At 34.2% G+C, this 24,042-nt stretch carries 1 protein-coding gene (only partly in view); it reads right to left on the bottom strand.

Features of this window, described 5'->3' with window-relative positions; all coding sequences use genetic code 11:
• A protein-coding gene (locus tag ACSIGE_RS00185) for a Calx-beta domain-containing protein (protein WP_440880785.1) crosses the window boundary here: on the bottom strand, window positions 1-24,042 show its 5' portion. It extends 13,722 nt beyond the left edge of the window; only the first 24,042 of its 37,764 coding nucleotides appear in the window; it begins with the start codon at window positions 24,040-24,042; its stop codon lies beyond the left edge, outside the window.

The raw sequence follows: 24,042 nt of genomic DNA, 5'->3' as shown, positions 1-24,042 counted from the left end.
CAAACTCCAATTCCCACTTGATTCTGTAACAAAAGATGTCAATGATTTTTCATCAACATCTAAAATACCATCATTATCATTATCTAAATCTATAACATCAATAACGCCATCTTTGTCGATATCATCTGGGCAAACAATTGATATTGTGTCATCCGTAACTGCAATGACTACTCCTGTCGTATAAGAAGCACCAATAACAGACCCGTCAGAATTTACTTGACCTCCTGCTACAGTAAGAGGATCTCCAGTTCCGTACTGCCCTCCATCACTTCCATCGACAAGGTTTCCATAGGCTTCATTGGCATCAGAACACCCATCATTATCACTATCCAAATCTAAATAATCAGGAATTGTATCCCCATCACTATCAATATCGAAACATCCTTCTAGTCTTCCAGATACCGTGTAATTCTCTATAGTAAAGCCACCACGTGTTACGGTTATCTTATAGTTTTCCAGAGGAACAGTACCTGTATACACCGTAGTTCCATTATGGGTATATGTCATATTTCCCAATTCGTCTACTTCCAATCTAAAGGTAGCTCCAATAATAGATGGTCCGTACCAACCGCTATTCGCAGCTCCATGACGTATGTACATCCCATTCGCTGAGTCGAATTGAAACTTGTATCCACCATCATCCCAGTTATTTCCTGTAATTTCCGTTCCACTAACGGGGAAAAAGCCTATCATTCCGTTTCCTGCATTAGTTATGGTTCCTTCCATTATGATTGGTAAGGTAAAGGTTTGATCGGAATAAGCCGTTGCCCAAGCTGCTCCATCAACTTGTAGCCTAGTCGTTATTGGAGCGGTGATATCTAAAGCAGCTGCTCCGTGCCAAGACAAATTTTCTGGATTTGTTGATGCTATTGGGTTACAATTTCTTTCATCTGTATCAAAAATTCCGTCATTATCATCATCCACATCAATAATATCTCCAATACCATCTCCATCCCAATCATTACATAAATTTTGAGCATCATCTAATGCATATTGGCTGTAAGTAGAAACATAATTAATATTTCCTGACACTCCTTCCTCAAATTGATCTAATAATCCGTTTTTATTGGCATCAATTCCAGTATTATATCCAACAGTATCATTTTCTGTTGCAAAGGTATTACCTGCTTCAACATCATCGGAGCAACCATCATCATCACTATCTAAATCGAGATGATCTGGAATCGTATCTCCATCATTATCGATATCGGAACAGGTAGTTGATTTATCTGAAACTGTAAAATTTTCAATATTAAAAGGTCCCGTTGAAATAGTTATTTTATAATCTTCCAATGGAACTATACCAGTGTAAACAATCGTTCCATTATGAATATAACTCATATTTCCTGCAACATCTACTTCTAACCTAAATGTAGTTCCTAAAATCGAAGGACCATGCCATCCACTAACTGCGGTTCCGTGGCGAACATACATTCCATTAGACGCATCAAATTGGAATTTATATCCTCCATCATCCCAATTTGAACCTGTAATTTCTGTTCCGCTAACTGGTAAAAAACCTATCATTCCATTAGATGCTGATGTAACAGTACCTTCTATTACTAATGGTAAAGTGAAAATTTGATCAGAGTAAGCAGTTGACCATGCAGTTCCTGTAACTGATAAAGTTGTTGAAATAGGCGATTGCACATTGGATTCAGCTGTTCCATGCCAAGTTATATCTCCTGATTTTGTAACTTCCAATACATTACAATTCTGTTCATCTGTATCTAATACTCCATCATTATCATCATCAATATCAACCAAATCATTAATTCCATCTCCATCAGTATCTGTACATGCATTAGTACTAGCATCCAATGCAAATGATTCATAAGTAGAAATATAATTTATATTTCCTGTAATACCATCTTCAAACTGATCGAGTAACCCATTACTGTTTGCGTCAGCTCCTAGATTGTAACTAATTAAATCATTATTTGAGATAGATGTATTTCCTGCTTCTACACCATCACTACAACCGTCTCCATCGCTATCTAAATCTAAATGATTGTAAACTGAATCTCCATCAGTATCTGAAGAACAGGTAGGTTTAGGATATAACTCAGAAATAAAATTATTTATATCGAATGTGATCTCTTTGACCCCACTGTAATAATTAGTTCCCGCAACACCATAAACTCTATATTTTTCATAAACAGTATTTGGATTGATGGTATTTATAAAAGTATCAGTTCCATTGGAAACCGTATTATGCGCTTTTGCTAATGATAAATCAATCCATATACTTCCATCATAGCCTTGAAGTTTAACCGTAGAGCTCGCATTACTTGTCATATACCAGTTCACCATTTCAAAATTAATTGCGTTGATAGCAATTGGTGCTACTGGTGTAATTTCAAAAAGCGTAACGTTAACAATATTTTGTGTTGGATTGAATGATGAATAAGTAGCTAAATCGTTATCAAAACTTCTTTCAATTCCTTCGTTTGATCTGGTGGTTAACTCGGTAGTAACCTCAGAAGGTACTGCTATTTCAGATAATGTATAGTAACAATTTGGAGATTCTGTGGCATCTAAAACACCATCATTATCATCATCTAAGTCAATTAAATCATTAATTCCATCTCCATCAGTATCCATACAAAAATTTAAGAAATCTCTGACTCCATATTGCAAATAGGTCGAGCTATAGTTTATGTTACCCGTATTACCGTCTTCAAACTGATCTAACAATCCATTTGAATTTGCATCTGTACCAGAATTATAGTTAGCAATGTCATTGCCATCTATTGCGGTATTACCTGCTTCAACACTATCAGAACATCCATCTCCATCACTATCTAAATCTAAAGCATTTGAAATACCATCATCATCAGTATCATTTGTACAAACAAAGCTAGAAAATAATCCCATTTCTCTAATTTGGGTAGTATTTCCTGCACCACCACCAGGAAATGTTTTAGTTTGAGATACTACAAATCTTTTGACATTATAATACAATTTAGAAAAATCAACATAGGTTGCCCCATTTGGATCATTTGGTATACTTGATAGGTATTCTTCTCCTAATAAAAAATTATTTTCATCATATATAAAAATAGTTGCCTCAGCAATTCCATCTGCTGGAATTACATAATCTTGATAAATTAAAAAACCAGTAACCGTAAGAGGGGCTACCAAGGTTAAATTATATAAAATTGGTATATCATAGTTAGAATCATCACCGCTTATATCTATCCAATGGGTATTACCTAATACAGTATCCCCATCAATAAGATGATCTGGAAAAATTACATCAGTATTGTTAATAGTACCAATATTTTCAACAGATATACTTTCTATATAGGTTGGTCCAATATAATCGTTTATACCTGAAGCTTCACAAGCTAACTCATCAATATCTAAGATCCCATCATTATCATCATCGATATCAATTAAATCACCAACACCATCCCCGTCGGTATCTAAACAGGCATTTAAGTTGCTATAATTAGCATAATTATAGGTAGAAGTATAATTAATAGTACCTGAGGTTCCATCTTCAAACTGATCTAATAATCCATTTTGATTTGAATCTGCCCCTGAATTATAATTAGCAATATCGTTATCATTTACTAAAGTATTCCCTGATTCTACGCTATCGGAACAGCCATCTCCATCACTATCTAAATCTAAATGATTGTAAACTGAATCTTCATCTGTATCATTGGTACAACTCGATTTTGGATGCAAAGAAGATTGGTATACATTAGCATCAACTTTAGGTATGATTTCATAAATACGGTTATAATAGGTTTTCCCTGAAATACCCAACAAACGATATTTTGAATAAGTACTACCTGTTGCATTAAAAGAATAAGTATACGTGTTATTTGTAGTTTCTGTTTCATTTAAAACGCCTGTTACATCAACCCAATTTGTCCCATCATACCCTTGCCATTTAAAGGTGGCCGTAGTTCTAAAAATACTATAATTGAAAATAACTTCTATCTCAGATAATTCTACTGGAAATAACATTTCTAATTCATAAACAGTTTCACCAGCAATATCTGTATCGTACACTCCATAGGAAGCTATGTCATTTAAAATACCATTATACAATTCTGAAAACTGATAAGAAGAGCTTGTATTGTAATTTGTTAGCGTGGTTGTAACATTTGAAATGACCACCTCGTCTGCAGTATAGTAACAATCTGGTGATTCTGTTGCATCCAACGCACCATCGTTATCATCATCTAAATCAATTAAATCATTAATTCCATCACCATCTGTATCTACACAAAAATTTAAGAAATCAGATAAGGCATACTCTGTATAGCTTGACGTATAATTGATTGTACCCGTGGTACTCTCTTCAAACTGATCTAATAAGCCATTTTGATTTGAATCGCTTCCTGTATTGTAATTTGTAACATCGTTATTTGAAATAGAGGTATTTCCTGCTTCTACACCATCACTACAACCGTCTCCATCGCTATCTAAATCTAAATGATTGTAAACTGAATCTCCATCAGTATCTGAAGAACAGGTAGGTTTAGGATATAACTCAGAAATAAAATTATTTATATCGAATGTGATCTCTTTAACCCCACTGTAATAATTGGTTCCTGCAACACCATAAATTCTATACTTTTCATAAACCGTATTCGGGTGGATCGTATTTATAAAAGTATCAACTCCATTGGCTATGGTATTATGCGCTTCTGCCAATGATAAATCAATCCATGTACTTCCATCATAGCCTTGAAGTTTAACCTCAGAACTCGCATTAGTAGTCATGTACCAGCTAACCATTTCAAAATTAATTGCATTAATAGCAATTGGTGCTACTGGGGTTATTTCAAATAGTGTAATATTGACAATATTTTGTGTTGGATTAAAAGATGAATAAGTAGCTAAATCATTATCAAAACTTCTCTCAATTCCTTCATTTGATCTGGTAGTTAACTCCGTAGTAACCTCAGAAGGTACTGCTATTTCAGATAATGTATAGTAACAATTTGGAGATTCTGTGGCATCTAAAACACCATCATTATCATCATCTAAGTCAACTAAATCATTAATTCCATCTCCATCAGTGTCTACACAAAAGTTTAAGAAATCACTTAAGGCATATTGTTCATAAGTTGAAGTATAGTTTATGCTACCTGTTGCTCCATCTTCAAATTCATCTAACAAACCATTCATATTGGCATCAGTACCTGTATTATAATTAGCAATGTCATTACTAGCTATTGAGATATTTCCTGATTCTACACTATCCGAACAACCATCACCATCAGAATCTAAATCTAGTCTATCAGGAATAGAATCACCATCAGTATCTTGATCTGTAACAATATCGATACACTCTCCTAAGGTAATATCCGTTTGAATATAAGGAACGGTGCCTGTTGACATGACGTTTTCAAGAGTCACACTAATACTCATACTATTTTCGTTACCTCCACCAGTCCAAGTAATTTGATTATATACACCCGGGAAAATTACTGTAGCATCACACTCACAACCTGAAATATTATTTCGAACGGTAGCCACGCCTCCTTGAATTACAATTACATCATGAGGGAACGTTGCTCCTGTATTCATTGAACTTATCATTAAACGAGGATTCAATACTGGCTTATCAAAATCAATAGTATGTGATCCAACATGATTTGAAGAAATCGAGGCATTAGTTGCATTTATAGGAGGGCAGAAATCATCCGTCTGGAAAGGTCCAGCAAAACCATGTAAGATACTTGAGGTAACGGTTGCATTTACCAGTTCCCCTTTTATCATTGCTACCCCATAAATTTCAGTATAACCATTATTTACAAAAGGGGCATCTACCCAACTTACATATTGATATTCTGGGTCAAATTCACAAGAGAAACATGATTTACCATTAGCAGATTCTTGATTATCTAAAATTCCATCATTATCATCATCAATATCGATTAAATCACCAACGCCATCTCCATCGGTATCTAAACATGCATTTAAGCTGTTATCGATAGCATAATTATAGGTTGAATTATAATTTATAGTATTTGAAATTCCATCTTCAAACTGATCTAATAATCCATTTTGATTTGAATCTGCCCCTGAATTATAATTAGCTATATCGTTATCATTTACTAAAGTATTCCCTGATTCTACGCTATCGGAACAGCCATCTCCATCACTATCTAAATCTAAATGATTGTAAACTGAATCTCCATCTGTATCATTGGTACAACTCGATTTTGGATGCAAAGAAGATTGGTATACATTAGCATCAACTTTAGGTATGATTTCATAAATACGGTTATAATAGGTTTTCCCTGAAACACCCAACAAACGATATTTTGAATAAGTACTACCTGTTGCATTAAAAGAATAAGTATACGTGTTATTTGTAGTTTCTGTTTCATTTAAAACGCCTGTTACATCAACCCAATTTGTCCCATCATACCCTTGCCATTTAAAGGTGGCCGTAGTTCTAAAAATACTATAATTGAAAATAACTTCTATCTCAGATAATTCTACTGGAAATAACATTTCTAATTCATAAACAGTTTCACCAGCAATATCTGTATCGTACACTCCATAGGAAGCTATGTCATTTAAAATACCATTATACAATTCTGAAAACTGATAAGAAGAGCTTGTATTGTAATTTGTTAGCGTGGTTGTAACATTTGAAATGACCACCTCGTCTGCAGTATAGTAACAATCTGGTGATTCTGTTGCATCCAACGCACCATCGTTATCATCATCTAAATCAATTAAATCATTAATTCCATCACCATCTGTATCTACACAAAAATTTAAGAAATCAGATAAGGCATACTCTGTATAGGTTGACGTATAATTGATAGTACCCGTGGTACCCTCTTCAAACTGATCTAATAAGCCATTTTGATTTGAATCGCTTCCTGTATTGTAATTTGTAACATCGTTATTTGAAATAGAGGTATTTCCTGATTCTACACTATCACTACAACCATCTCCATCACTATCTAAATCTAAATGATTGTAAACTGAATCTCCATCACTATCTGCAGAACAAATAGGTTTAGGATATAACTCAGAAACAAAATTATTTATATCGAATGTGATCTCTTTAACCCCACTGTAATAATTGGTTCCTGCAACACCATAAATTCTATACTTTTCATAAACCGTATTCGGGTGGATCGTATTTATAAAAGTATCAACTCCATTGGCTATGGTATTATGCGCTTCTGCCAATGATAAATCAATCCATGTACTTCCATCATAGCCTTGAAGTTTAACCTCAGAACTCGCATTAGTAGTCATGTACCAGCTAACCATTTCAAAATTAATTGCATTAATAGCAATTGGTGCTACTGGGGTTATTTCAAATAGTGTAATATTGACAATATTTTGTGTTGGATTAAAAGATGAATAAGTAGCTAAATCATTATCAAAACTTCTCTCAATTCCTTCATTTGATCTGGTAGTTAACTCCGTAGTAACCTCAGAAGGTACTGCTATTTCAGATAATGTATAGTAACAATTTGGAGATTCTGTGGCATCTAAAACACCATCATTATCATCATCTAAGTCAACTAAATCATTAATTCCATCTCCATCAGTGTCTACACAAAAGTTTAAGAAATCACTTAAGGCATATTGTTCATAAGTTGAAGTATAGTTTATGCTACCTGTTGCTCCATCTTCAAATTCATCTAACAAACCATTCATATTGGCATCAGTACCTGTATTATAATTAGCAATGTCATTACTAGCTATTGAGATATTTCCTGATTCAACACTATCCGAACAACCATCTCCATCAGAATCTAAATCTAGTCTATCAGGAATAGAATCACCATCAGTATCTTGATCTGTAACAATATCGATACACTCTCCTACGGTAATATCCGTTTGAATATAAGGAACAGTGCCTGTTGACATGACGTTTTCAAGAGTCACACTAATACTCATTCTATATTCGTTACCTCCCCCAGTCCAAGTAATTTGATTATATACACCCGGGAAAATTACTGTAGCATCACACTCACAACCTGAAATATTATTTCGAACGGTAGCCACGCCTCCTTGAATTACAATTACATCATGAGGGAACGTTGCTCCTGTATTCATTGAACTTATCATTAAACGAGGATTCAATACTGGCTTATCAAAATCAATAGTATGTGATCCAACATGATTTGAAGAAATCGAGGCATTAGTTGCATTTATAGGAGGGCAGAAATCATCCGTCTGGAAAGGTCCATCAAAACCATGTAAGATACTTGAGGTAACGGTTGCATTTACCAGTTCCCCTTTTATCATTGCTACCCCATAAATTTCAGTATAACCATTATTTACATAAGGGGCATCTACCCAACTTACATATTGATATTCTGGGTCAAATTCACAAGAGAAACATGATTTACCATTAGCAGATTCTTGATTATCTAAAATTCCATCATTATCATCATCAATATCGATTAAATCACCAACGCCATCTCCATCGGTATCTAAACATGCATTTAAGCTGTTATCGATAGCATAATTATAGGTTGAATTATAATTTATAGTATTTGAAATTCTATCTTCAAACTGATCTAATAATCCATTTTGATTTGAATCTACCCCTGAATTATGATTAACAATATCATTATTTGATACTGAAGTATTTCCTGCTTCAACGCTGTCAGAACAGCCATCACCATCACTATCTAAATCTAAATGATTGTACACTAAATCTCCATCACTATCAGCAGAACAGGTAGATCTAGGATATAACTCAGAAACAAAATTATTTATATCGAATGTGATCTCTTTAACCCCACTGTAATAATTAGTTCCTGCAACACCATAAATTCTATACTTTTCATAAACCGTATTCGGGTTAATGGTATTTATAAAAGTATCAGTTCCATTGGAAACCATATTATGCGCTTCTACCAATGATAAATCAATCCATGCACTTCCATCATAGCCTTGAAGTTTAACCTCAGAACCCGCATTAGTCGTCATATACCAGTTAATCATTTCAAAAGTAATTGCATTAATAGCAATTGGTGCCACTGGGGTTATTTCAAAGAGTGTAACATTAACAATATTTTGTGTTGGGTTGAAAGAGGAATAAGTTGCTAAATCATTATCAAAACTTCTCTCAATTCCTTCATTTGATCTGGTGGTTAACCCCGTAGTTACCTTAAAAGGTATGGTAATTTCCGATTCAGTATAATAACAATCTGGAGATTCAGTAGCGTCTAATGTTCCATCATTATCATCATCAATATCTGTTAAATCATTAACACCATCTCCATCATTGTCAGCACAAAAGTTTAAGAAATCACTTAATGCATATTGTTCATAAGTTGAAGTATAGTTTATATCGCCTGTTGCTCCATCTTCGAACTGATCTAATAATCCATTGTTGTTGGCATCAGTTCCTGTATTATAATTTGTAATATCATTACTTGTTGAAACCGTGTTTCCTGCTTCTACACCATCAGAACATCCATCACCATCACTGTCTAAATCTAAATGATTGTAAACTGAATCTCCATCACTATCTACAGAACAAGTAGGTTTAGGATATAACTCAGAAACAAAATTATTTATATCGAATGTGATCTCTTTAACCCCACTGTAATAATTAGTTCCTGCAACACCATAAATTCTATACTTTTCATAAACCGTATTCGGGTGGATCGTATTTATAAAAGTATCAACTCCATTGGCTATGGTATTATGCGCTTCTGCCAATGATAAATCAATCCATGTACTTCCATCATAGCCTTGAAGTTTAACCTCAGAGCTCGCATTAGTAGTCATGTACCAGCTAACCATTTCAAAATTAATTGCATTAATAGCAATTGGTGCTACTGGGGTTATTTCAAAAAGTGTAATATTGACAATATTTTGTGTTGGATTAAAAGATGAATAAGTAGCTAAATCATTATCAAAACTTCTCTCAATTCCTTCATTTGATCTGGTAGTTAACTCCGTAGTAACCTCAGAAGGTACTGCTATTTCAGATAATGTATAGTAACAATTTGGAGATTCTGTGGCATCTAAAACACCATCATTATCATCATCTAAGTCAACTAAATCATTAATTCCATCTCCATCAGTGTCTATACAAAAGTTTAAGAAATCACTTAAGGCATATTGTTCATAAGTTGAAGAATAGTTTATGCCACCTGTTGCTCCATCTTCAAACTGATCTAATAATCCGTTTAGATTTGAATCTGTTCCAGTTTTATAATTGATAATATCATTATTAGCTATTGGAGTATTTCCTGCTTCTACACCATCCGAACACCCGTCTCCATCACTGTCTAAATCTAAGGCATTTGGAATTCCATCTCCATCTGAATCTAAAGAACAAACGATGGCTTCCGATTCTTCAAAATCAAGATTTATTAGTTCCTTATCTCCTTTATTTGCTATGTAAAACCTATAATCTGTTATAGGTAATCCAGACTGCGTGTATAAAACGACTCCGTCAACAAATAAAGTTAAAGTTCCTGAAGAATCAATCGTTATTCTATGTGTTTTGTTTTGTGAACTTGCTGTTGATACCCCATAGGTTTGATCATATCTTGCATAACTTGTGGTATTTGAAAGAAAAAAACCGAAAGCTATAGAATTCCAATTATTTACGGCTATAACTCCTCCAATTGGAGTCAAACCAAACATTTTTTCTGCACTAGTAGTACTGTAAGTAAAGGAAACATCCAAAGGCAATGAGAATGTTTCGTTTGAAAAACGATTTCTCCAGCCAGTGCCACTTGTATTAATCGAATTAGCAGTTGTACTGACGCTCATTGATGCGTCTTCTGTAGTCCATGTTAATGTTGAAAAATCAAACTTTAAAACACCACAACCTTCATTCTCATCTAAAATTCCATCATTATCATCATCGATATCGATTAAATCACCAACGCCATCTCCATCGGAGTCCAAACAGACATTTAAATCACTATCGATAGCATAATTATAGGTTGAATTATAATTGATAGTATTTGAAGTTCCATCTTCAAACTGATCTAATAATCCATTTTGATTTGAATCTGCCCCTGAATTATGATTAGAAATGTCATTATCATTTACTAAAGTATTCCCTGATTCTACGCTGTCAGAACAGCCATCGCCATCACTATCTAAATCTAAATGATTGTAAACTGAATCTCCATCTGTATCATTAGTACAACTCGATTTTAGATACAAAGAAGATTGGTATACATTAGCATCAACTTTGGGTATGATTTCATAAATACGGTTATGATAGGTTTTCCCTGAAATACCTAACAATCGGTATTTTGAATAGATACTACCTGTTGCGTTCAAAGGATAAGTATACGTGTTATTTGTAGTTTCTGTTTCATTTAAAACGCCTGTTACATCAACCCAATTCGTTCCGTCAAACCCCTGCCATTTAAAGGTTGCTGCCGTTCTAAAAATACTGTAATTAAATACAACATCTATTTCTGTTAATTCCACAGGAAATAACATTTCTATTTCATAAATAGTTTCTCCAGTAATATCAGTATTGTTGACTCCGTATGATGCTATGTCATTTAAAATACCATCATACAATTTTGAAAATTGATAAGAAGAACCTGTATTGTAATTTGTTAGCGTGGTTTTAACATTTGAAATTGCTACCTCTTCCGTAGTATAGTAACAATCTGGTGATTCTATAGCATCTAAAATCCCATCATTATCATCGTCTAAATCAACTAAATCATTAATTCCATCGCCGTCAGTATCTACACAAAAGTTTAAGAAATCGCTAAGTGCATACTCTGTATAGCTTGACGTATAATTGATAGTACCTGTCACCCCATTCTCAAACTGATCTAATAAGCCATTTTGATTTGAATCTGTACCTGAATTATGATTAGAAATGTCATTATCATTTACTAAAGTATTCCCTGATTCTACGCTATCGGAACAGCCATCTCCATCACTATCTAAATCTAAATGATTGTAAACTGAATCTCCATCACTATCTGCAGAACAAATAGGTTTAGGATATAACTCAGAAACAAAATTATTTATATCGAATGTGATCTCTTTAACCCCACTGTAATAATTGGTTCCTGCAACACCATAAATTCTATACTTTTCATAAACCGTATTCGGGTGGATCGTATTTATAAAAGTATCAATTCCATTGGCTATGGTATTATGCGCTTCTGCCAATGATAAATCAATCCATGTACTTCCATCATAGCCTTGAAGTTTAACCTCAGAACTCGCATTAGTAGTCATGTACCAGCTAACCATTTCAAAATTAATTGCATTAATAGCAATTGGTGCTACTGGGGTTATTTCAAAAAGTGTAATATTGACAATGTTTTGTGTTGGATTAAAAGATGAATAAGTAGCTAAATCATTATCAAAACTTCTCTCAATTCCTTCATTTGATCTGGTAGTTAACTCCGTAATAACCTCAGAAGGTACTGCTATTTCAGATAATGTATAGTAACAATTTGGAGATTCTGTGGCATCTAAAACACCATCATTATCATCATCTAAGTCAACTAAATCATTAATTCCATCTCCATCAGTATCAGCACAAAAGTTTAAGAAATCACTTAAGGCATATTGTTCATAAGTTGAAGTGTAGTTAATATCTCCATTAGTCCCATCTTCGAACTGATCTAATAAACCATTGTTATTGGCATCTGTTCCTGCATTATAATTTGTAATATCATTACTTGTTGGAACCGTGTTTCCTGCTTCTACACTATCAGAACATCCATCACCGTCACTGTCTAGATCTAAATGATCTAAAATTGTATCCCCATCGGTATCTTGATTTATGCAATAATTTCTTTTTAGATAAATATCCCCAAAGGCAACATCTTGAGCAGAAGCAGGATTGTTTTCATAAATTTCTACTTTCGCTATATTGTCACTTCCAGATTGATAGCTAAACACAGTTCCTCCGTCAGGAGCCGTATTTGAGTAAAGAAGATTATCGTTACTATCGTATACATTAAAATATATAGTTCCTCCATTTCCTATGGGATCACCATGCATTTCTATATAATTGACATTATTCACGAATGTCATTCCAACTCCTGACCAATTTAAGCTTCCAGAAGTATTTGCTCCTCCGACAACAAGACTACCTACGAAACCTCCATGCGAAGATCTTATTACTGCTGGATAACCGCTTAATGAATAAAATATCATTCCATATGAACTTTCAAGTTGATTGCTTAACTCAGAACCAGAGACCAAAGAAGAAAAATCCACTAATGTTCTTGTTTTAAATGATAAAGAACAATCTCTTTCTATGATATCTAAAACACCATCATTATCATCATCAATATCGATTAAATCACCAACGCCATCTCCATCAGAGTCCAAACAGGCATTTAAATCACTATCGATAGCATAATTATAGGTTGAATTATAATTGATAGTATTTGAAGTTCCATCTTCAAACTGATCTAATAATCCATTTTGATTTGAATCTGCCCCTGAATTATGATTGGCAATATCATTGTTTGATACTAAAGTATTCCCTACTTCAACGCTGTCAGAACAACCATCGCCATCACTATCTAAATCTAAATGATTGTAAACTGAATCTCCATCCAAATCATTACTGCAACTCAACTTTGGGTGTAATGAAGGAACATATAAACTAGAATCTACTTTCGGTATTATTTCATAAATCCTGTTGTAGTATGTTTTGCCTGAAACCCCTAACAGTCGGTACTTAGAGTATTCTTTTCCTGTTACATTAAAAGGATAAGTATACGTATTATTTGTAGTTTCTGCTTCATTTAAAACGCCTGTTACATCAACCCAATTTGTCCCATCATACCCCTGCCATTTAAAGGTGGCAGTAGTTCTAAAAATACTATAATTAAATACAACTTCTATCTCAGTTAATTCTACTGGAAATAACATTTCTAATTCATAAACAGTCTCACCAGTAATATCTGTATCGTACACTCCATAGGAAGCTATGTCATTTAAAATACCATCATGCAATTCTGAAAACTGATAAGAAGAACTTGTATTGTAATTTGTTAGCGTGGTTGTGACATTTGAAATGGCCACCTCGTCTGCAGTATAATAACAATCTGGCGATTCTGTTGCATCTAAAACCCCATCATTGTCATCATCTAAGTCAACTAAATCATTAATTCCATCTCCATCAGTGTCTACACAAAAGTTTAAGAAATCACTTAATGCATACTGTGAATATTTTGAAGTATAATTGATAGTACCTGTCACTCCATCTTCAAACTGATCTAATAATCCGTTTAGATTTGAATCTGTTCCAGTTTTATAATTGATAACATCATTATTAGCTATTGGAGTATTTCCTGCTTCTACACCATCCGAACACCCGTCTCCATCACTGTCTAAATCTAAGGCATTTGGAATTCCATCTCCATCTGAATCTAAAGAACAAACGATGGCTTCCGATTCTTCAAAATCAAGATTTATTAGTTCCTTATCTCCTTTATTTGCTACGTAAAACCTATAATCTGTTATAGGTAATCCAGACTGCGTGTATAAAACGACTCCGTCAACAAATAAAGTTAAAGTTCCTGAAGAATCAATCGTTATTCTATGTGTTTTGTTTTGTGAACTTGCTGTTGATACCCCATAGGTTTGATCATATCTTGCATAACTTGTGGTATTTGAAAGAAAAAAACCGAAAGCTGTAGAATTCCAATTATTTACGGCTATAACTCCTCCAATTGGAGTCAAACCAAACATTTTTTCTGCACTAGTAGTACTGTAAGTGAAGGAAACATCCAAAGGCAATGAGAATGTTTCGTTTGAAAAACGATTTCTCCAGCCAGTGCCACTTGTATTAATCGAATTAGCAGTTGTACTGACGTTCATTGATGCGTCTTCTGTAGTCCATGTTAATGTTGAAAAATCAAACTTTAAAACACCACAACCTTCATTCTCATCTAAAATTCCATCATTATCATCATCGATATCGATTAAATCACCAACGCCATCTCCATCGGAGTCCAAACAGACATTTAAATCACTATCGATAGCATAATTATAGGTTGAATTATAATTGATAGTATTTGAAGTTCCATCTTCAAACTGATCTAATAATCCATTTTGATTTGAATCTGTCCCTGAATTATGATTGGCAATATCATTGTTTGATACTAAAGTATTCCCTGCTTCAACGCTGTCAGAACAACCATCACCATCACTATCTAAATCTAAATGATTGTAAACTGAATCTCCATTACTATCTGCAGAACAAGCAGGTTTAGGATATAACTCAGAAACAAAATTATTTATATCGAATGTGATCTCTTTAACCCCACTATAATAATTGGTTCCTGCAACACCATAAATTCTATACTTTTCATAAACCCTATTCGAGTGGATCGTATTTATAAAAGTATCCGTTCCATTAGCCACTGTATTATGTGCCTCAGCAACTGATAAATCAACCCATATACTTCCGTTGAACCCTTGAAGCTTAGCTATAGAACTAGCATTTGTTGTCATGTACCAATTCACCATTTCAAAATTAATTGTATTAATAGCAATTGGTACTACTGGGGTTATTTCAAAAAGTGTAATATTGGCAATATTTTGTGTTGGATTAAAAGATGAATAAGTAGCTAAATCATTATCAAAACTTCTCTCAATTTCTTCATTTGATCTGGTAGTTAACTCTGTAGTTACCTTAAAAGGTATGGTTATTTCCGATTCAGTATAATAACAATTAGGTGATTCTATTGCATCCAATACCCCATCATTATCATCATCAATATCAACCAAATCATTGACTCCATCTCCATCAGTATCAGTACAAAAGTTTAAGAAATCACTTAAGGCATATTGTTCATAAGTTGAAGTGTAATTTATACCACCTGTTACTCCATCTTCAAATTCATCTAACAAACCATTCATATTGGCATCAGTACCTGTATTAAAGTTTACAAGGTCGTTATTTGTAGGAGGTGTATTTCCTGCTTCAACACTATCAGAACAACCATCTCCATCACTGTCTAAATCTAAAGAATCTACAATTCCATCTCCATCTGAATCATTATTACAGATAAATCTTTTCAAAGATTCATCCAGCAAATAAGACACAATATTATTTAAATATATGTCTAAAGAATTAGAAGGGGTATTTCCTTGAGCTAAATATCCTAGCTCATCAAAAATAAATACTGCCCTCCCTTTTGTTGTCCCAGGCGAACCTGCTATCCAACCAGCAACCTCTCCATTGGAATTTATCGTTCCTAAAACAATAGCTTCTGGTGGTAATTGAGAAACTGAAAGGGTTCCTGCAGGAGGAGTATTACCTATATTTGACACTCCTCTAACATCTCCAAAAACACCATTAAGAATATTAGCTTGACCCAAGCTAAATGGCTGAGAACCGTGAACAGTACCCACAGCACCTGAAAAACCAAATTTAGACATTAATGTAGATCCCGCACCAATATTATAAGAGTGAAGTACTGTTCCTCCTAATACGACATAGTCATAAATTTTTTGAGATTGTACCTCAGTCGGATCACCAGTCCCCATATTAATAATGGTATATTTTTCTAAAAGTTCTTCCGCTGATAAATTATTTAAATCATTAGTAACATCTATAAAACTAAAAGGATTATCTACAGCTGAATAAATACCCTCTCCTCCATAATTCTCTGAATTTGCTAATTGATATTGAATTGCCGTTGTCCCAAAAGGATAACTTCCTGAATATCCAAGGGTAGGTGTACCTATCATTTCACAACTTGAATTTTCCAAAATATCCAAAACACCATCGTTATCATCATCGATATCAATTAAATCTCCAACACCATCTCCATCGGAGTCCAAACAGACATTTAAATCACTATCGATAGCATAACTATAGGTTGAATTATAATTGATAGTATTTGAAGTTCCATCTTCAAACTGATCTAATAATCCATTTTGATTTGAATCTGCCCCTGAATTATGATTGGCAATATCATTGTTTGATACTAAAGTATTCCCTGCTTCAACGCTGTCAGAACAACCATCGCCATCACTATCTAAATCTAAATGATTGTAAACTGAATCTCCATCTAAATCATTACTGCAACTCAACTTTGGGTGTAATGAAGGAACATATACACTAGAATCTACTTTCGGTATTATTTCATAAATCCTGTTGTAATATGTTTTGCCTGAAACCCCTAACAGTCGGTACTTAGAGTATTCTTTTCCTGTCACATTAAAAGGATAAGTATACGTATTATTTGTAGTTTCTGCTTCATTTAAAACTCCTGTTACATCTACCCAATTTGCTCCATCATATCCCTGCCATTTAAAGGTTGCTGCCGTTCTAAAAATACTGTAATTAAATACAACATCTATTTCTGTTAATTCCACAGGAAATAACATTTCTATTTCATAAATAGTTTCTCCAGTAATATCAGTATTGTTGACTCCGTATGATGCTAGATCATTTAATACACTATCATACAATTCTGAAAACTCGTAAGATGTACTTATAGCGTAATTTGTTAGCGTGGTAGTAACCTTTGAAATTGCTACTTCCTCTGAAGTATAATAACAAGTAGGAGATTCCGTCCCGTCTAAAATTCCATCATTATCATCGTCTAAGTCGACCAAATCATTAATACCATCTCCATCAGTATCAGCACAAAAGTTTAAAAAACCACTTAATGCATACTGTGAATATTTTGAAGTATAATTGATAGTACCTGTCGCTCCATCTTCAAACTGATCTAGTAATCCATTTTCATTTATATCAACTCCTACATTATAATTTGCTATGTCATTATTTATACTTAATGTATTTCCTGCCTCTACGCTATCGGAACAGCCATCTCCATCACTATCTAAATCTAAATGATTAGGAATAGTATCGTTATCCGTATCGATAGTTACACACCCACCAATGATCGGTATTAATTGGTCGCCTTCTAAAATTCTAATATCATCAACAACCGGATAATTATAAGCCGAAGAACCACCTGTGTGATTATCTGAGCCTGAATGTGCAAAAAATTCCAATCTTTGAGTTACTGCTGTCGCTGTAAAAAGTAATCGTTGCTCTTCCCACACTTGATTTCCCTCACCAAGATAGGGTTGCTCATTACTAGCTTGTAATTCACTTCCGAACAAAACATCATAACGTGCAAGATCATTGAATTGGGTAGTTCCTTGGATTCCCGCATGAGCTTGATAGAAAACTACTGTGTATTGCTCTCCTATTGTTAAACCAACAATATTTTTATAAAAAGATTCTCCTGTTCCTGTATTATTAGTCGAACCTCCTACAAATACGCCTCCATCGGGTGATGATGGCATACCATCCGCTATTCCTCCCCATGTACCCGAGCCTGTGTTGGGCATTGGTGACTGCCACGAATCTGGGGTTCCACTTCCATCGATCCAACCTCCTGAATTAACATTTCCATTATAGGCATCTGTGCTAGCAACATCTACCAAATCTTCAAAAGTCCCATCAACACCTAAATTAATACTTGTATTACAATTTAATCCTTCATCAACATCCAAAACTCCATCGTTGTCATCATCAATATCAATTAAGTCTCCTATACCATCTCCATCAGTATCAACACAAGTACTTAATAAACTTTCTATCGCATAGGCATAGGTTGATTCAAAATTTATACTTCCTGTAATTCCTTCTTCAAACTGATCCAATAACCCATTTGAATTCGTATCCACTCCAGTGTTGTAATTAATAATGTCATTATTTGTTACTAATGTATTTCCTGATTCAACACCATCAGAACAACCATCTCCATCGCTATCTAGATCCAAGCTATTAACAGTAATATCATTGTCTGTATTTTCGGAATAACAAACATTAGCTACTAAAGAGAATCCTTCGTCTCTTAAATCAGCAACACCAGCAAGTGCCATATGCGAAGCATTAATTTGGAAGGCAGAAGGCAATAAGTTTGTATTGAATATTATTTTCCATGTTGGTTGACTGGTATGTTCATATTCAGCACCTTGAACTATGGCTTGTCCTGAATTTATTATTGTTCCATCAGCGATGTCTAATTGATTATCTGGATCAATAACTGTTGCAGTTACGGCAGGGCTCCATGATAAAGTTATTGTTTGTTCATCATTATTGTTTTCTGTGTCTGTATTTTTTATAAGATTAGGTCCCCATTCGATACTTCCTAATAAGCTTCCCAACTGAGGAATTACTGTAAAAGCTACCTCATAATCTCCTAAATTTGTATCATCAACTATATAATGAATTCCGGCAGATCTAGAAATAATATTCGATGCATCCAATGCCGCGCTCAAATTTGTAAATTGGATATCAAAATCAGCAATACCTAATCCACTTGTAAAAGTCCCTTGAATTTGTTGACTTCCTGCTGTTAAAACTGTATTACTTACTGTTACCGCACCCGCTTTACAAGATAATTCAATAGTATCAAGGATACCATCATTATCATCATCAATGTCTATTAAATCATTTACGCCATCACCATCTGTGTCAGCACATGCATTAGTAATAACACTCAGTGCATAGTAATAGGTAGAATTATAATTAATACTTCCTGTTGCACCATCCTCAAATTGATCCAATAATCCGTTTAAATTTGCATCTACTCCTGTATTATAGTTAGTGATATCATTATTATCCTTAATTGTATTTCCTGACTCAACGCTGTCCGAACATCCGTCTCCATCACTGTCTAAGTCTAAATGATTAGGAATAGTATCGTTATCCGTATCGATAGTTACACACCCACCAATGATCGGTATTAATTGGTCGCCTTCTAAAATTCTAATATCATCAACAACCGGATAATTATAAGCCGAAGAACCACCTGTGTGATTATCTGAGCCTGAATGTGCAAAAAATTCCAATCTTTGAGTTACTGCTGTCGCTGTAAAAAGTAATCGTTGCTCTTCCCACACTTGATTTCCCTCACCAAGATAGGGTTGCTCATTACTAGCTTGTAATTCACTTCCGAACAAAACATCATAACGTGCAAGATCATTGAATTGGGTAGTTCCTTGGATTCCCGCATGAGCTTGATAGAAAACTACTGTGTATTGCTCTCCTATTGTTAAACCAACAATATTTTTATAAAAAGATTCTCCTGTTCCTGTATTATTAGTCGAACCTCCTACAAATACGCCTCCATCGGGTGATGATGGCATACCATCCGCTATTCCTCCCCATGTACCCGAGCCTGTGTTGGGCATTGGTGACTGCCACGAATCTGGGGTTCCACTTCCATCGATCCAACCTCCTGAATTAACATTTCCATTATAGGCATCTGTGCTAGCAACATCTACCAAATCTTCAAAAGTCCCATCAACACCTAAATTAATACTTGTATTACAATTTAATCCTTCATCAACATCCAAAACTCCATCGTTGTCATCATCAATATCAATTAAGTCTCCTATACCATCTCCATCAGTATCAACACAAGTACTTAATAAACTTTCTATCGCATAGGCATAGGTTGATTCAAAATTTATACTTCCTGTAATTCCTTCTTCAAACTGATCCAATAACCCATTTGAATTCGTATCCACTCCAGTGTTGTAATTAATAATGTCATTATTTGTTACTAATGTATTTCCTGATTCAACACCATCAGAACAACCATCTCCATCGCTATCTAGATCCAAGCTATTAACAGTAATATCATTGTCTGTATTTTCGGAATAACAAACATTAGCTACTAAAGAGAATCCTTCGTCTCTTAAATCAGCAACACCAGCAAGTGCCATATGCGAAGCATTAATTTGGAAGGCAGAAGGCAATAAGTTTGTATTGAATATTATTTTCCATGTTGGTTGACTGGTATGTTCATATTCAGCACCTTGAACTATGGCTTGTCCTGAATTTATTATTGTTCCATCAGCGATGTCTAATTGATTATCTGGATCAATAACTGTTGCAGTTACGGCAGGGCTCCATGATAAAGTTATTGTTTGTTCATCATTATTGTTTTCTGTGTCTGTATTTTTTATAAGATTAGGTCCCCATTCGATACTTCCTAATAAGCTTCCCAACTGAGGAATTACTGTAAAAGCCACCTCATAATCTCCTAAATTTGTATCATCAACTATATAATGAATTCCGGCAGATCTAGAAATAATATTCGATGCATCCAATGCCGCGCTCAAATTTGTAAATTGGATATCAAAATCAGCAATACCTAATCCACTTGTAAAAGTCCCTTGAATTTGTTGACTTCCTGCTGTTAAAACTGTATTACTTACTGTTACCGCACCCGCTTTACAAGATAATTCAATAGTATCAAGGATACCATCATTATCATCATCAATGTCTATTAAATCATTTACGCCATCACCATCTGTGTCAGCACATGCATTAGTAATAACACTCAGTGCATAGTAATAGGTAGAATTATAATTAATACTTCCTGTTGCACCATCCTCAAATTGATCCAATAATCCGTTTAAATTTGCATCTACTCCTGTATTATAGTTAGTGATATCATTATTATCCTTAATTGTATTTCCTGACTCAACACTATCCGAACACCCATCTCCATCACTATCTAAATCCAAATGGTTTGAAAAATCATCGGAATCTGAATTTAGAGAACAAACCAAATAACCATTAGGATCTTCAAAATCAAGATTTATTAATTCTTTGTCTCCATTATTTGCTATGTAAAATCTATAATCCGTGGTAGATAATCCAGATTGTGTATACAAAACAACTCCGTCAACATATAAAGTTAATGTTCCTGAAGAATCAATTATTATTCTATGTACTTTATTTTGTGAACTTGATGTAGAGGTTCCATAAGTTTGATTATATCTAGCATAACTTGTTGAATTTGAAATATAAAAACCATATGCCATTGAATTCCAATTATCGGTCACTACAGTACCTTCAGCAGGTGCAAAACCAAACATTTTTTCTGCACTAGTTGTATTGTAAGTAAAAGAAATATCTAATGGTAACGAAAATGTTTCGTTTGAAAAACGATTTCTCCAACCAGTACCACTTGTGTTTATGGAATTGGTTGTAGTGGTAACATTCATAGAAGCATCTTCTTCAGTCCATGTTAATGTTGAAAAATCGAGTTTTGATAATTCACATCCTTCATCTATATCCAAGATTCCATCATTATCATCATCTATATCTATCAAATCACCAACCCCATCTCCATCTGTATCGGCACAAGCATTTAAATTTGAATCGTCAGCGAAATGATAAGTTAACGTATAATTAATATTGCTAGTTGCACCATCCTCAAATTGATCCAATAATCCGTTTAGATTTGCATCTACTCCTGTATTATAGTTAGTGATATCATTATTATCCTTAATTGTATTTCCTGACTCAACGCTGTCCGAACATCCGTCTCCATCGCTATCTAAATCTAAACGATTAACAATACCATCATTATCGGTATCTCTTGTTGAATCCCCCTTATCTTCATCTGTATCCAATACACCATCATTATCATCATCGATATCTATTAAATCACCAATGCCATCTCCATCTGTATCGGCACAAGCATTTAAATTATTATCAATAGCGTAACTGTAAGTTGAAACATAGTTTATAGTACCGGTAGTTCCATCTTCAAACTCATCTAACAAACCGTTTGAGTTTGAATCAGCTCCTGATTTATAGTTTATCGTATCATTATTAGACCCTAGAGTATTTCCTGACTCTACGGAATCGCTACATCCATCTCCATCACTATCTAAATCAAGTTCATTAACAATACCGTCTCCGTCAATATCACATGAAGTTACCTCTAATTTATAAACATGTATCGCATCTAACAACAAATCAGCTGATTGAAGTCCATCATTATTACTTTCATCTTCTATTCGTAATTCCATGCTATTAGCTGTAGCTGTAAAAGGACCAATCGCTACGGTTTCAAAAGGTGCATTTTGTCCCCAAGGAGGTAGACTCATTGTAGGTGTTCTAAGAATTTCTCCTCCTAAAATTACTTTCCACTGCCCTGTACACCCTCCCCATGTATAGTGGTAAATTGATTGTTCCAGTGAAATGTAATACTCTTCTCCTATTTCAAAACCACTAACTGTTCTATAAATACCTTCGATATAGGAAGTACCATAACTAGTAGACCTCACAATAACTCCACTATTATTTGAATCATTAACAAAACTTCCTCCATCTATTGTATTGTTAATTGTAATTAAATCTGAAGAATTAATATTTGTCCATCCATTAGGAACTTGAGAATTAGGTGCATTTAAAGCACTCCCTGAAAATTCATCAAAAAACAAGGTACTATTAGTTTCAGAACACTCTTGACTATCTAGTACACCGTCATTATCATCATCAATATCAATATCATTATTAATACCATCACCATCAGTATCCTCTGTAGATATTTGAGAGGCTGGTATGTAAATATGTATGGTACTCTTATCTAAAGAACTGTTCAATGTAGCGTCCCAAAGAATTGTATTAGAGGCTCCTGGATTAATTGAAAAAGTTCTCATATGCCATTGTCCGTCCCAAGGAATTTCTTCTGCGACAACAGGTGCTCCATTAATAACAACATTTGCTGTATTGCCTGGTTGAGCGGCAATGGGCCCTGACCCCGATTGATTGGTGCCAAATCCACCGAAGTAAATATTAATATAGTCTGCTCCTGCAGGGGCTGTAAAAGTAGTTTGAGTAGCTTCATCGAGATTTACTGACATAAAAGAATTTGAAATCCCGTCTGGACTCAGTACAGTAATGCTACCTGATGAAGAATAGTGATTATAACCAATCCAACTAGACAAAGATGATATATCAGGTGTTCCTTTTAACATTGACCAACCAGAAGGTACGCATCCAGTGCATGGTGAACCTGTAGTTGGATATGGGAATGTCCATTGAGCTTTTAAATCTTGTATCCCTAAAAGAACAAAAAAAATTAAAAAAAAAATATATTTTATTTTAAAAAAAATCGAGTTAAAAGTATTTACGACATAGCAAGCTGTTGTTTTTTTAAAAAAAATGTAAGGTAGTTTGCTTGTATTGTTTCTAAACTTAATACCAAATGAAAATATAGTGAGTGGAAACAAATCGTAAAATAAACTTTTTTTACCAAGAATACTATGAGTTAATCGCAT

Origin of the sequence: Tenacibaculum profundi (assembly GCF_052050075.1) — a bacterium.
In the GTDB taxonomy this organism is placed as follows: Bacteria; Bacteroidota; Bacteroidia; order Flavobacteriales; family Flavobacteriaceae; genus Polaribacter.
This window is presented reverse-complemented; position numbering and strand designations above follow the sequence as displayed.